The organism is Limnospira platensis NIES-39, assembly GCF_026000695.1.
Taxonomy (GTDB): Bacteria; Cyanobacteriota; Cyanobacteriia; order Cyanobacteriales; family Microcoleaceae; genus Limnospira; species Limnospira platensis.
The window spans coordinates 225,262-239,775 of sequence record NZ_AP026945.1 but is presented as its reverse complement, the minus strand read 5'-3'; the positions used below and the strand labels follow the sequence as shown (position 1 = coordinate 239,775).

The window sequence follows — 14,514 nt, the reverse complement described above, 5'->3', positions numbered from 1 at the left end:
TACCCCTATAAATTGGAGACTTGTCTAGCGGTATGTAGGTATCGGTTTCGATGGGGAATCAATTCTCTAGGATTATGTAGGTATCAGCGAGAGATGACGAAACAAGTCACCAGTTGAAAAGTTGTTTAGGGGTATCGCTTCAGTATGTCATAGCCAGGTTAGTCGTGATTATGCGATCGCATTTTGTTGGTAGTGAGTAGGCTCCTCAATATTTCACTAATAATCTGACTACCCCTATGGGTTTTGAAATTTGAGCCATACCCTCCCCCCATAACCGAAACAAACACTCTTAGGGGTGCGACCGATGTGATAGCAGTCAATGGTTCGTAACGAACCGATAGGCTTGCCATTGACTGCTATCACGAGAGAGTTACCTTATCGGTGTTTGGTTAGGGGGGTGGTATGGGTATTTGACAGATTGATTAAGTTGTGCTTATTGACTGAGTAATCAACCTATTGACAGAATTATTTTCCTGTGCTAGGACTAGATTGTGAGTAATATCTGAGTAACTCAATAGGATATAGGGGTTGAGTAATAACCCGCTATCGCTGTTAGGATAAGGGTTTATACTAAACTGGGGCGGAAGGATTCGAATCGCCTATATAGCCTACAACCCCTATTCTACCGTTACTTAGGTGTTACTCAAAGCCATAACAGGATCCATCAATTTGTAGCCATAAAATAACCCCTAGGGTTTAATCTAGGGGTGTTAATTTATGAAAGGTTGACGATTAGATTAATCTATCTGATAGATAACTCTGAGAAATAATTTAGCTTCTGGAGCATCAATATCAACCCCTAACGCTGTTAACCGTTCTATGGCTACGTTCAATGGTATAGGTAACTTAGAAACCCCTTTGAGAACTTCTAAGGTAGCGTCAATGCCTTCTGTTTTATATTTACCTTCATTAACGATTGTGCTATGACCCATAAGTCTAGCTCGTAACTCGATAGGTAGTCCATACTTTTCACCTAACAGGTTGTACAGCCTACGAAAAGCATATTTCTGAGTTACCGGGCATTTCATAGATTGAAGTCTGTTACTAAACGCAGCTTCAAAGCCTGTAACTATGGTTTTAGGTTTACTGCCTTTTCTAGGGGTATATTGAGGCAATAAAGGTTTTTTCAATTCCAGAAACTCAAACATTTCAGGGCTGGGAATTGGAGCTACAATCCTTCCCCCTGTTTTGATACTCACTTTTCGACCTTCTGAGTCAGTAAAGTAAGTGTAATCTCCTAATACCAAGTAATTGTCTTGATTATCAGGGTCTGATAGTGCTTTGATAGTGATACCATCATCCGTTACAAATGGCTTAGTTAGATTAACGGCCGCAGCTATCTCGGTAGGCCTTAACCCATACATTACTGCCATACCAGCCACCCATAACCAGTTATGTCGAGATGATTGACATCGAGGGTTTTTAATAGTATAGGCTTCTTGTTTGGCGCTATACCACCAATCTTTAAAAGCATCAATGCCTATACGCTGTTTCTTTTTGAATTGCGTTTGTTTGGGGTCAATAGGTTCAAGCTTTTTAAGTAAGTGTTCTTTGTTAGGTGATTTCTCAGCTATGGCTTTTAAGATGTAGTAACGTCCCTTGAAGGTTTTGGAGCCTACTAATTGTTCTCCATTCTGTAAGGGAGTGTACAGCATAGCCTTGAAACTTTCCCAGCTAGGATATTCATCCCAGTTAGGGAAGCATTTAAAAAATACTCCTTTGGTTTGATGGTAAGACACTAAGTCGCTAGCGATATCGCGAGAACGCGGTCGTCCTGTATTGCGGTTTTACCCGGCAAAATACTCATCCTCCAGTTGTTGGAATATTTCCCGGTAGGCTATCAGATTATCCTCAATCTGGTTCTTTCCTAAGATAGTCGCATCGTACCAATCCCAAAATTCACTAGCGCTAGTGATAGTCCCTAGGGCTTCTGATACCAGTTTAGCTTTCTTAACCCCGTCTATCACCCCTTGAGGTGTACATTCAAGGTTAGCCGTTTTGGGTAGCCGTTTCCCGGTAGGTGGTTGCTTAAACTGCAATAGTAGGTTGTACCTAGCCCCGGTCTTTTGTAGTTTGAGTGTCACTCCTTTGGGACATTCTCGCTTAAACTCCTGATAGGCTTTCACGAACCTACTATAACCATCATCATAGTTACCCTTTCCCCCTACTGTAGGGGTATTGATATCGTTACTCATTTTTTACTCACTTGTTACTCTGTTATGGCTTTGAGTAATACCTAAGTAACGGTAGAATAGGGGTTGTAGGCTATATAGACGCTTTCCAAGCTACTGGAGATATTGCATGAACTTTTCGCTAAAATCTTTTCGTCAGGGACTTCGTAGCCCTTACAGTGTCTTCACCAAAGGGATCTCTAAATATATATCCCTGAGTTTAGTGATGATTGTAGGAATCACTGCCAGTCTGACAATTTTCATGAGTCGCCCGGCTCCTGCAGTCGAAGCGATCCAATTAATTTACGGCCCCGCTAGTATTTCCTTAGAGTTTCAAGATTTGCAGACATTTGCTGAAACAGGACAAAGGTCTAACCAACTTAACTCTTTATTTACTTTGGCGGAACTGAGTGATTCTCAAATTACCACTTTCCGCAATGCTCTCAATTTTGGGGTAAATGTTCCCACGGATGTAGTTAATAGCCTGTTAGGTTCGAGTTATGGTCGATTAGCTGTGGGGGCCTTTAGTCTGTTTATTAATCCTAGTAGTTCTATTGATAACATTGTTGATGATGTGCTGTCGGCTTTGCGAGATTCAACTCGAGATGGTCGGTTAACCATGTTGGATGTGGTTTTAGGGTTCCAAGCGGTTGATACGATCACGGTAGATGTCAACAATCTGATGAGTTTGTATGATGACGTTAGTGAACTAGGAGAACAAGCGATCGCGTTTTTGAAGGCTCAACCAGAAATTCGACAACTGATTTGTAATTAAGTTGGCAATAATCCCCAAGGCTTGAGATTGGGGATGGTGTTGCAGTAATTAAATTTAAGACAATGGGGGGATCTTTCTCGTATATAGGAGGGTTCCCTTTTTGTATGGGGATCTTCCTATAGGTTTTGCTGTTCTTCTGCTACTCGCTTCAACCGCCGCAATTGAGCTTCCATGTCCGCCTTAGTCCAAGGGGCGGCGAACCGATTAAAACCAAAGGCAATTAAGGGGTTATTAATCTCAAATTCAAAGCGATTTAATAAGTAGGTTCCCTGGGATTGGGGTTGACATTCCCAGCGATCGCATCCTTGGAAAAATCCATCAAATCCCCAGACAATTAGCCCCGGTTCTCTTTCCCGGACAATACTCTCTAAGGTGGGTTGAATAAGGGGAATTTGAATAATAAACCGGGAACGTCCCCCTACATCGGTATTCCAATCACCGACGGGATCGCAACGTAGGGCAGGATTTAGCCAACGACGCATTAAATGGCGATCAGTAATACAGCGCTCAACGGTAGTGGCGATCGCTTTAATGTGAATAGACTGTTCAAATACTTGACGAGATGACATCCTAAGCCTCAAGCTATATTCAGAACGTTATCCGTTGAATGAACTAATGTCCACCCCAACGGTGAGATCAAACAATTTTGTAAACAGAGGTTTGATTGCTCTGTAGGCATTTTATAACAACTGGAACTGGGGAGGAAACTGGGGAGGAAAACTGATGAGTATAGCTGTGCTGGTGAATCTCACCTGAATTTGAGTTCAACGCTATCACCGAGGGAAATAACAGAGTTAGTCAAATTCTGCTAGTTTCCTTCCGTGGGGAGATGTTAATGGATAATGATTCTGCTAGATTGTAAAACTTCAGAACCCATCTACAAAAATTATGATTGAAACTTCCAGTCCCTTGGGGATAGGAATAGCGAACCTATCCCATTTAACTTTAGCTCAAGAGAATTCATCACCGAATCCCGTGGATGAATTAATGAATTTTCGCATGGGGGATATATCCCTTGTTGATTTTGGGGCGGCCATTTTAATTCTGTTAGTTGGCTACCTAGTTGCTCTGTTTGCGGCTTCATTGGTCAAAAAGCTACTCAAAAAGACCGATATAGATAATAAACTGGTCAGTTGGATTTCTGGGTCTACTGAAGGCGGCGAAGACTTCCCCGTAGAAAAATGGGCAGGAACCCTGGTTTTCTGGGTTATCTTTATTTTTGCGATTATTGGTTTCTTTGACCGACTCCAGTTAACTTCTGTTTCGGCTCCCTTGACTACCCTGTTGAATGAAATCACCCGCTACCTACCTAGGATATTAGGGGCAGCGGGCTTGTTAGCGATCGCCTGGGTATTTGCCACCATTTGCCGAACCTTGATGATTAAGTTCCTGGATATGTTCAGGCTGGATGAGCGACTCAACCAGCAGGTTAGCCATGGGGAAAGCGAGAGCCATTTTTCTCTGAGTCACACCTTGGGAAATGCCATTTATTGGTTTATTTTCCTGCTGTTTCTGCCCATGATTCTTAGCACCTTGGAGTTGGCTGGGTTGCTATCTCCGGTGCAGACGATGGTTAATCAAATCCTGTCGAGTCTGCCCAATATCCTGAAAGCCTTAGTTATCGCGGCAGGTGGTTGGCTTTTGGCTCAAATCGTCAGTCGCATTGTTACCAATTTATTGGCTGCCGTTGGTTTCGATCGTCTCAGCAATCAGTTGGGATTACAAAGGGCGATGGGGACTACATCCCTATCTTCTGTACTAGGCACAATTGTTTATGTTGTGCTGATGATTCCTATTGCGATCTCAGCCCTGCAAGCGCTCCAGATTAATGCAATTTCTGACCCAGCTATTTCCATGCTGAATCAGATATTTAATGTCATTCCCCAAGTTTTTATTGCGGGTGTGGTATTAGTCTTGGCTTATATGTTTGGGGTTATTGTCCGAGATTTGGTCACTAACCTGCTAACCAATCTGGGTTTTAACAATATCTTTATGTGGTTGGGAGTTGAATCTAAGGCTATTCCGGTGGCTACCGAAACTCAGACCACAGAAGAGGATGAGGTGATAGATGATAAGTCTGTGAGCAGTCCCGCGAAGCAAACACCTTCGGAAATCGTGGGTGTGATTGCTTTGGTGGGTGTGATGTTCTTTGCGGTAGTCACCGCTACGGATATTTTGGGCTTAACTGCTTTAACTTTGATTATTGAGCAGTTGTTAATCATTGCTGGCCGGGTGCTATTGGGTGTGATCATTTTTGGCATTGGTTTATACTTTGCTAACTTGGCTCATAATCTAATATCGAGTTCCGGCACTTCTTCGGCTAAATTGCTGGCTCAGGCTGCCCGCATTGCTATTATTATCTTTGTGGGTGCTATGGCACTTCAGCAAATGGGGATTGCTAGTGATATTGTGAATTTGGCTTTTGGCTTGCTACTGGGGGCGATCGCTGTTGCTATTGCGATCGCCTTTGGTTTGGGAGGTCGCGATGTAGCATCGGAGCAAATTCGTGAGATCATCTCTCGGTTAAAACAGTAAAAATAGTCAAGAGGCGATCGCCTCTTAGGGGCAGGTTATCAGCCTGCCTCTACTGTTTATTCTGCCATTTCAATGGCAGCTTCCGCCTCTAAAACCACATTTCGTAATCTATCTAATAAATCTTGGTCTGCTGAAGACCATAAACCTCGCTGGTGTGCTTCTAGTAACCTTTCCCCCATATCCCGCAACGCCCAAGGATTCTTTTCGCGGACAAAATTCTGGACTTGTTCATCTAAAATATAAGCCTCGGCTACTCCCCCATACATGAAATCATCAACACATTGGGCTGTAGCATCATAAGCGAATAAAAAATCTACTGTAGCCGCCATTTCAAAAGCTCCCCGATAACCGTGTCGCATCGCCCCAGCCATCCATTTAGGATTTACCACCCGCGACCGATATACCCGGGCAATTTCAGAGCGCAACTGTCGGACTTTCGGATTTTCTGGCAGAGAATTATCACCGAAATAAGTCTCAGGATTTTCGCCTCGGAGAACCCGCACCGCCACCGTCATTCCCCCCTGAAATTGATAATAATCATCAGAGTCTAAAATATCATGTTCTCGATTATCCTGATTGTGTAAAACTACCTGCATTTGTTGCAGACGATTCGCAAAGGCTTGGGGGGCGGAAATTCCTTGACCGCCAGTGTAAGCATAACTACTCCAATTCAAATAAGCCTGGGCTAGGTCGCTGTCATCAGTCCAATTTTGCCCTTCAATTAATCCTTGTAACCCAGCACCATAGGCTCCCGGTTTTGACCCAAATACCCGCAAACGCGATCGCATTTTAGCTTCATCTTCCGTCAAACCTTCCTTAACCCAAGCGGTAGTTTCCTGATAGACCGTGGCGGCGATCGGGTTTTCTTCAGGGGTTTCTGGTAACTGAGAAACCATCTCCACAGCGCGATCGAATAGGTCGATTAAATTGGGGAAAGCATCTCTAAATAACCCAGAAATGCGTAAGGTGACATCAACCCTGGGTCGTCCCAATACAGAAATCGGCAAGATTTCAAAATCCACCACTCGCCGGGACGCACCCTCCCAAACTGGTTGTACCCCCAACAAAGCGATCGCCTGGGCGATATCATCTCCCCCTGTTCGCATGGTCGAAGTTCCCCACACCGATAGCCCTAGAGTTTGGGGATATTCTCCATGATCCTGAGTGTATTTTTCCACTAAGGCTTCCGCTGCTAACTGACCCACCCGCCAAGCCGTTTCTGTGGGAATGGCGCGAATATCGACCGCGTAGAAATTCCGTCCCGTGGGGAGAACATCAGGTCGTCCACGAGTCGGCGCACCGGATGATCCACTGGGAATATAGCCGCCGTCAAGTCCCCGTAATAGGTTCTGAATTTCACGATCGCATTTTTTCAGATTTGGGAGGAGGATATTTTCAATCCAAGCTAATTCTTGGCGGGTCAATTCCCCTGGTAATTCCTGACTATTTTGGCTGATTAATTGGTCAATTAAAATCGCCGCTTCGTCTTCGATTAAGGCGATCGCATCCCCGACCCTCCTACAGATTTCACGGTTTTTCTGGTCGCCCTCCACCTCCCATAAATCCGCCGGATTAGCTGTTAAGGGGTCTAATTCCCAACCCCAATCTTGGGCGATCGCCCGGGTTAAACCTAATCGATTTTGGCTGGGATGACGGGCTATGGCTATGATTAAATCCCGCAATTGTCTCGATTCTGGACAGCGCCCTAAAATATGTAAACCGTCCCGAATTTGACTTTCTTTTAGTTCACATAAATAACCGTCAATTGTGCTAAATAATTCCTCGACTATTTCTCCATCCGAAATGCCCAAATCTCGGTCTAACTTTTCCTTGCCGATTAACTCCACAATGCGATCGCTGATAGTTTTTAACCGAGATGGATCTAAGACTTGGGCTTGATAATATTCATCAATTAACCCTTCTAATTGTTGCAAAGGTCCATATAATTGAGCCCTAGTCATTGGCGGCGTTAAATGGTCTAAAATTACCGCCTGCGATCGGCGTTTGGCTTGGCAACCTTCCCCAGGGTCATTAACAATAAACGGATAGAAATTCGGTAAAGGTCCCAGGGCGATTTCTGGGTAACATTCCTCAGACAGTCCTACCCCTTTACCCGGTAGCCATTCTAAGTTACCATGTTTCCCTACATGAACCACTGCATGAGCCTTAAAGTGGTTTCTTAACCATTCATAAAAAGCTAAATATTCCGGGGTCGGTTCTAAGTCCGGGGCGTGATAATTCAGACTCGGATCAAGGTCATAACCTCGTGAGGGTTGAATCCCTACAAAAATATTGCCAAATTGTATCCCAGCAATCGGTAATATCTCCGGCGGATTATCAAAAAAATGTGCCCCCCAACGTTCTTTAATTCCCCCTTGCACAGCGGCCGGTAATGTGTTAAAATAAGTTAGGTAATCTTCCCATTTTAAAAACTGGTTAACTTGATGAAAGTCTCGCCCTTCTGGGTCGTTAGTAACTCCCTTGGTCAGTTCCCGAATTAGATCATCTCCAGTTAGGGGAAAATCGCTGATGGTATATCCGGCTAATTTTAAAGCCTGGAGAATTTCTACACAACTGGCGGGGGTATCTAGTCCGACACCATTGGCGAGGCGACCGTTACGGGTGGGATAGTTCGCTAAAATTAGGGCGATGCGTCTTTCGTCGGTGGGGGTTTGTGGGAGTTTCACCCAGTTGGCGGCGAGGTCGGCTACAAATTCTATGCGATCGCTTTTGGGTTGATAATGAACAATATCTGTTTCTAGTCTGGTATCGCTATTTTTGACAGTTTTAAAAGAAATGGGGCGGGTAATAATTCGGCCGTCTACTTCTGGTAAAGCGATATTCATCGCCACATCACGGGGAGGTAATCCGAGGGGGCTTGATTGCCATCTCTGTTCGCTAATACCACTCAGAATAGCCTGTAATGTCGGGATATCTAAACTAAACAGGGGGGCGCTGGGTAGGTCGGAATTGTCATCGGAATTGTCAAGGGATGAAATCGAGAAACTTGTGGTATTTATTAAAAGTTGGGCTGGGGTTAAATAGGCGATCGCCTCCCGTTGGATTTCGGGATCTCGCAGGGACGAAACAAACAGCGGAACCGGGTTAAGTTGACGATCCGCTAAGGCTTGACAAAGGCTATCAATGGGGGCAGTATTTCCTGAGAGATAATGGGCGCGATAGAATAAGATTCCCACTTGGGGATATTTGGAAACGTGAGCGATCGCGCGCCAAGGATAACGACCGACTCTGGGAATGGCTACAGGTGGCGGCGGGTTGTAATTAGTCGCTAAATAGCGATCGCTTATATATTGCAAAGCCGCCATCGCATTTTCTACCCCTCCCTCACTCAAATATTGCCCAACTCGGTTAGCAACAGTTAGGGGGACCGTAGACTGAGTAATTAAATCCGGGTCGCCGCCATCATCTCCGGGTAAAATAATCATTTCTACCCCTTTAGTTTCCGCGATTTCCGCTAAAACTTCCAAACCATAGGACCAATAGGAGCGCCCTCCCAATAGTCGCAAAACTACCACTTTGGCTTGGGATAAGACCTCCTCAGCATAGGTGTCTATAGTAAGTTGTTGTTGCAGGTTCAGCAGATTAGTTACTCGTAAATTGGGAAAGTCTGGGGGTAACTCCCCTAGGGCTGCTGCTAAGGTTTGAATTTCTGTATCTGCTGCAGTTAAAACAATAATCGGCGCGGCCGTTTGTTCAACAAAGATAACCCCTTCTGTGTCGGGGCTCCAGCCTCCTGGTATCGCTGTAATTCTGTGCATCTTAATTTATACCCAATCATCACTATCTCGGTTTTTAGCGCGGTAAACATGACCCTCAGCATGAATGGCGCGAGTTTTCTCAAAGAGGCTGTCTTCCGTGTAATTCCACAGTTGCAAAAGTCGATCTAGGTCTTTTTGGATATCCCAAGCGCCGGGGAAGCCCTGGTAACGTATTTTGAGGCGGGCCAGTTCCGCCAGTTCATAGTCTCCCGGTGACTGATTAGCCAAAAGTTTATCAACCATTAGGCGATCGCTTTTGTACTGGGGGTGTTTTTGTTGGCGATCGTCCATAGTAGCAGCATTAGTACAACAAAAGCTAATTATAGCCCTAGTTAGGCATTATTACCAGTTGACGCTCCCCTGCCATAGGTGTTGCTACCTCGTCAAAACCCAACCCTGTAGCGTAGGGGCTCGTCCTAGATATGCCATTGGCAACACCAGCCCACCTAGGGATTCAGATTTAGGGTGAGGGTAATGTTTTCAGGGGTTTCTGAACAAGGTGTAATGGGGGGAACTTAGGCAATTGATGAATCCCTAAAACCTCAATTGTCGGCTTATTACTTTACTTGTTGCTTAGTTATCCAATTTTGCGATTTTTACCGGATCGCCAATATCCCGCTGGTATTAGATAGTGGAAACTTTCACACGGACAACTCCCTCATGCGTCTTTCCAGTTTAATTATGCTATCTGGCTTGGCACTCATTAATCTAGCTAATCAACCCAAATTGGAGACTACAGCTACCCCGTCTGACTCTTACCATGAATCAATTTATGAGCTAGTTCAAGTCAATGACAACCAAATACCAGAGACTGAATCCAGTCCTGCCCCCCACCGAGGTAGCGGCAGGAAAGGCTAAGACATCCAACCATGTAAATATACTTTATTGCCCGCAATATATCAGATAGTCTCCTCAATTAACCCTTGTCAATTGAGGGATTATTTGTATGGGTGATACTGCTGGCGTATTCAGGATGAGTGATTATCGTCACTTTTGGCTAATATTACGCCGAATTTATCGGAATTACTCCGTTGACTGTCTCCCCCCCCCATGTCTTCAGAAAATTCTGATTGTCATCCAACTAGACTAGAGATTTTTGGGAAAAATTCTATTTTTTTTCCGGATATGGAAATCTAGCCCAAGTATTTTAAGCAAGTTCTGTTACCACATATCGATAGGGTCTTTAAAAATGCTATATAATGCTTTGGCTTCCTTGGCTATTAGTGCTGCGATCGCTTCTGTAGGCGCTGCTGCCTTAGTCGCCCCTTCCCCCGCGCAGACAAAAACCATCTCCGTGGCTTCCCTAGATTTTCATACACAATTGACTCAAGAGATGGCGACCATTGTTGATAGCCAGATTATGGCAGCCGATAATAAGTCCCCAGAGGAGTCTCCCTCCTATCCTCAGCCAGGAGATGGTCGGCGCTAGTCGGTCTCTACCTACCTAGCTAGTGGTCAGCACTAGACACCAGGAAGCTACCACTCATGGGAGTACCGATTTTAGTGGTGGTTTCCGGGAACTTTTGATCACCGATCGCAGACTTATAGATATATATGCCCCCCGATCGCCTTTTTGGTAGATAATTACCTGCCCCAATTCCCTAACCCAACCCGTCCGCTTTGGTGCGGTTGTCCGCTAGGTGGCCCAGCCCAGACAATTTTGATTATATGTTAGTGTTAGTATTTGTTGGTATCCGGTTCGGTGCTAAACTCCCGTTGGTTAGATGCCAGTAAACAGGCTAGACTAAATGAAATAAACGGGCCAAAAATAAAAATAATCAGTTCCAGACCGGTCATAATAGACCTCCCCCAGATGAATGCAAGTTAGTATGTAAGTAAAATCACTGACTTTTGGACACAACCAATAGACCAAGTTATATTAATAACTCCGTAATTTTACTTAATTTTTTTCGCCCCTAACACCACCGAGATATTTGGATAAATTCCCTATTTCAAATATACCCGAAAGGTGGCAAAATTAAAAGATTCTATAGATTACCTAAAGACTAGTTTCATCAACTCTTTACAAAACCTTTACCAAACCATGACTTAGTACCGGGGGGACTAGGGAGAATCTAGTTGTTGAAGCGATCGCCTGAGTGTAGGAAAGTTATTGATAGTATCTGGTAAGTGGTCCCAATCAAAGTCTGTGAACTGCTGATCAAGAATGGTAACATAATCTTCAAGAGGTTTCCAGGGATAATTTTTCACTAACTTTTGTAAGCGTCGCAAAAACGATCGCAACTGTCTTTGAGTCATGCGATCGCGTAATTCCTGCCATCCTTTGTCTTCTTCTTCCTGCAAAAGTTGCTGTAACTCTCGCAATTTATTTAAGGGTAATTTAGTGATATCAATGGCTATTTTTTCAGGGAATTTTTGAGGAATCTTAGGGGGTTTAATATTTATTTGGCGTGGCAAAATATCGGAGAATACAGCGGCGAGTTGTTCTTGATTAACAGGTTTGCGTAGATATCCCTGACATAAATTTTGACTCAACTCAAAATCTTGAGCAGCCACAGAAGCGGTTAACATAACAATGGGAATATTAGCAGTTTGGGGATTGGCTTTGATAAGTTTACTGGTAGCAATGCCATCTAAATCGGGCATTCGTAGATCCATTAAAATCACATCAGGATGATGAGTTTCAGCCATAGCGATCGCCTGATATCCATCTTGAGCCTGTAGCAGCAGATGTTCTGTGTTATCAAAATAACCAGCAATGAGGTTTCGGTTAGACTGGACATCATCGACTACTAAGATAGTAGATGGCATAAAATCAGACAAATTCAGGGAGGTTTGTAGATTAATTAATTGATGAGATTGTGTAATTTGGACATCAGGAAAGGCAAAAGTAAAAACACTTCCTAAGCCTAACTGACTTTCGAGAGTTAGTTTACCTCCCAACAGATTGGTAAGTCTTCGAGTAATAGCCAAACCGAGTCCAGTCCCACCATAGCGACGGTTACTTTGTCCTTCACTTTGTACAAAGGCTTCAAAAATCTGTTGATGCTGATCTGGAGATATTCCCATACCAGTATCTGCTATCATAATTTCCAGAGTAACCCGAGAATCATGATCACAATTTTGGGCGCGAACCGAAATCGTAACGGAACCCTCTTCGGTAAATTTGATAGCATTTCCGACAATATTAAAGAGAATTTGGCGGAGTCGGACTTCATCAAATTCGATAATCTTAGGAACATTGGGTTCAATATTTATCTGTAGTGATAAACCCTTAGCCATGGCTGTGGGTAAAAAGATTTGCTGGATTTCCTGTAGTAATATAGGCAAATTCATAGGCTGATACTCAAGTTGGAGTTTTCCAGCCTCAATTTTGGAGAGATCCAAAATATCATCAATTAAACCAATTAAGGCTCGACCCCCAGCAGCGATCGCATCCAGATAAGATTGTTGTTTTTCATCTTCAACCAATCCTTTAAGTAAATCACAAAAACCCAAGATTGCATTCATGGGGGTCCTAATTTCATGGCTCATATTAGCCAAAAATTCACTTTTGGATCTATTCGCCATTTCGGCACGTTTAGCGACTTCTTCTAAGGCGAAATGAGAGAAATGCAAAACCGCCAACATTAAAGTATTGCGGAGTTCCATGGCGGCATTTATTTCTAATTCATTCCAGCCCAAAGCATGACCACTAACTGTTTCTTTCCAGGCTTCAAAAGACTTGCGGGGAGATAGGCGCACTTGGTTATTATCATCAATGAACACTGGTTTATTAGGATTTCCCCCCCAAGTCACAGTCTGGATAATTTCTGAACGAAACCAAACTATTTGATAAGTGGCTTGATCTAAGTAAATTGAAATAGCCAGCAAGCCAGCGGCTTTGTTGATGTAATTTTGAGCAGGTGGGTAAATTTCGGCGAGGCGATCGGTGTAAAAAATTTCCTCTGGGTAGCAGCTACGCAGCCAGGAGAGTAAATCATGCAAATCTGATTTAGGGAGAGTTTCGCCAAACTCAGTTAGTTCTCCCTGTAAGCCAATCACGACACCTTGAGCATTAACTAATTCTAGCAAATATTGACCACTAGAATCAATCATGGTGCGAATGCGATTAATTAAATCTGATTCATGTCCCGAGAGTTCTTGTCTAAAGAGTTGCTGAATCTTTTTGACTTTCTTCTGATAGGCTTCCCAATTTTTTTGATACTGGCGGAACAGTTCAACGGACATAAATTGCCCTAATAATTCGCAGGCTTGTCGCAATTCATAGGGGACAAATTTAGGGCTGTAGTGATGACAAACAATTAAACCCCATAGTTTTTGGTCATTAATCAGAGAAATACACAAGGACGCGGAAACGCCCATATTTTGCAGATATTCAATATGGATAGGGGACACACTCCTAAGAGTTGCATAACTTAAATCCAGATTTTTGTGAGTAATGGGATTATTAAGAGGATAAATAGGGACGGGAGCATCATTAACATTAACAATAATCCTCACCCAGTTTTTATAATACAGTTGTCTGGCTTGTTTGGGGATGTCGGAAGCGGGGTAATGGAGTCCGAGAAATGGCTCTAATTCTGGTTGTTTGTCTTCGGCTACGACAATGCCACTGCCATCAGTTTCAAACCGATAAATCATGACGCGATCGTATTCGGTTAATTGGCGAATTTCCTGGGCTAAAAATTGGGCGGATTACTCGAAACTATTTTTATTTTCAATACTCGGAAAGGATGATTGAATTTGTGCATAGATGCTATAAGCGCGGTGGGGTTGTGTGGGAATATGGGGTTCTAACTCTAAGATTAATACATTCTGATGTCGATGGACAATGGCGGTTAATTTTTGAGGGTTATTGTGATAATTTAATTCGATGTAAATGGGTTTGGAGTATTTGAGGTCATGAGAGGTCAGAGATAGGGAGATTTTTTGAAATGCTGTGGGGGTGAATACTTGGCTTAAAGTTTTGCCGACGACGGCCTCTACTTCCTGGCCTAAAAATAGTTGAGTATTACAACTGGCTTGTAAAATGATGAGTTCTGGTTCCTGGAGAACTAGCAAACAACCGTGAGATTGAATCTTACCGGGAATATGGATGGGTTCACGATCGCAATTACTGAGATCAACAGATGTTAAGGGAAAATTTTCGACTGTATCCACTATTTAATTAACTCCTAGTTGTTAATAATAAAAGTAACCAAGCATTAGCCCGGATGATTTGTGATCATAAAATTGCCCATAGACACTAATATATTATGTACCGAGCCACTTATATTGGCAATCAGTGATA

At 43.5% G+C, this 14,514-nt stretch carries 9 protein-coding genes and 1 pseudogene; 4 read left to right on the top strand and 6 right to left on the bottom strand.

The window, feature by feature from the left end:
* Positions 1-737 precede the first annotated feature (737 nt).
* A pseudogene (locus N39L_RS01160) lies at positions 738-2,195 on the bottom strand (recombinase).
* 202 nt (positions 2,196-2,397) lie between these two features.
* On the opposite strand from N39L_RS01160, the gene N39L_RS01155 reads away from it, so the two are divergent.
* Positions 2,398-2,946: an alpha/beta hydrolase gene (locus N39L_RS01155; RefSeq protein WP_231852064.1), complete on the top strand. Its 549-nt coding sequence runs from the start codon at positions 2,398-2,400 to the stop codon at positions 2,944-2,946.
* Positions 2,947-3,062: 116 nt separating this feature from the next.
* On the opposite strand, the gene N39L_RS01150 is transcribed toward N39L_RS01155, so the two are convergent.
* The gene (locus N39L_RS01150) at positions 3,063-3,515 is read right to left on the bottom strand and encodes an SRPBCC family protein (protein ID WP_006618287.1); all 453 of its coding nucleotides are present in this window, start codon (positions 3,513-3,515) and stop codon (positions 3,063-3,065) included.
* Positions 3,516-3,834: 319 nt separating this feature from the next.
* Here N39L_RS01150 and N39L_RS01145 point away from each other — a divergent pair, with 319 nt between their 5' ends.
* Positions 3,835-5,481, top strand: a complete 1,647-nt coding sequence (locus N39L_RS01145) for a mechanosensitive ion channel (protein WP_006618288.1) — start codon at positions 3,835-3,837, stop codon at positions 5,479-5,481.
* 56 nt (positions 5,482-5,537) lie between these two features.
* On the opposite strand, the gene cobN is transcribed toward N39L_RS01145, so the two are convergent.
* Both cobN and N39L_RS01135 read right to left on the bottom strand, forming a co-directional pair.
* The gene (cobN, locus tag N39L_RS01140; protein WP_014274031.1) at positions 5,538-9,260 is read right to left on the bottom strand and encodes a cobaltochelatase subunit CobN; all 3,723 of its coding nucleotides are present in this window, start codon (positions 9,258-9,260) and stop codon (positions 5,538-5,540) included.
* Positions 9,261-9,266: 6 nt separating this feature from the next.
* Positions 9,267-9,551 carry a DUF3288 family protein gene (locus tag N39L_RS01135; RefSeq protein WP_014274030.1) on the bottom strand — a complete coding sequence of 95 codons (285 nt, stop codon included), beginning with the start codon at positions 9,549-9,551 and terminating at the stop codon, positions 9,267-9,269.
* A 369-nt stretch (positions 9,552-9,920) separates the two neighbouring features.
* Here N39L_RS01135 and patX point away from each other — a divergent pair, with 369 nt between their 5' ends.
* Together patX and N39L_RS01125 are read left to right on the top strand one after the other, a co-directional pair.
* On the top strand, positions 9,921-10,118 hold the full coding sequence (gene patX, locus N39L_RS01130; RefSeq protein WP_043467898.1) for a heterocyst-inhibiting protein PatX: 198 nt from the start codon (positions 9,921-9,923) through the stop codon (positions 10,116-10,118).
* 331 nt (positions 10,119-10,449) lie between these two features.
* Positions 10,450-10,689: a hypothetical protein gene (locus tag N39L_RS01125; RefSeq protein ID WP_043467895.1), complete on the top strand. Its 240-nt coding sequence runs from the start codon at positions 10,450-10,452 to the stop codon at positions 10,687-10,689.
* A gap of 635 nt (positions 10,690-11,324) precedes the next feature.
* Here N39L_RS01125 and N39L_RS01120 read toward each other — a convergent pair.
* Positions 11,325-13,865 (bottom strand): ATP-binding protein, encoded by a 2,541-nt coding sequence (locus N39L_RS01120; protein WP_014274028.1) that lies wholly within the window; start codon positions 13,863-13,865, stop codon positions 11,325-11,327.
* Positions 13,866-13,919: 54 nt separating this feature from the next.
* A complete protein-coding gene (locus N39L_RS01115) occupies positions 13,920-14,384 on the bottom strand; it encodes a phytochrome family protein (protein ID WP_014274027.1) in 465 nt (154 codons plus the stop codon).
* Positions 14,385-14,514: the final 130 nt, after the last annotated feature.

Coding starts and splice junctions, on each gene's coding strand:
- N39L_RS01155 (WP_231852064.1), top strand. CDS start 2,398: ATGATTGTAGGAATCACTGCCAGTCTGACAATTTTCATGAGTCGCCCG.
- N39L_RS01150 (WP_006618287.1), bottom strand. CDS start 3,515: ATGTCATCTCGTCAAGTATTTGAACAGTCTATTCACATTAAAGCGATC.
- N39L_RS01145 (WP_006618288.1), top strand. CDS start 3,835: ATGATTGAAACTTCCAGTCCCTTGGGGATAGGAATAGCGAACCTATCC.
- cobN (WP_014274031.1), bottom strand. CDS start 9,260: ATGCACAGAATTACAGCGATACCAGGAGGCTGGAGCCCCGACACAGAA.
- N39L_RS01135 (WP_014274030.1), bottom strand. CDS start 9,551: ATGGACGATCGCCAACAAAAACACCCCCAGTACAAAAGCGATCGCCTA.
- patX (WP_043467898.1), top strand. CDS start 9,921: ATGCGTCTTTCCAGTTTAATTATGCTATCTGGCTTGGCACTCATTAAT.
- N39L_RS01125 (WP_043467895.1), top strand. CDS start 10,450: ATGCTATATAATGCTTTGGCTTCCTTGGCTATTAGTGCTGCGATCGCT.
- N39L_RS01120 (WP_014274028.1), bottom strand. CDS start 13,865: ATGATTTATCGGTTTGAAACTGATGGCAGTGGCATTGTCGTAGCCGAA.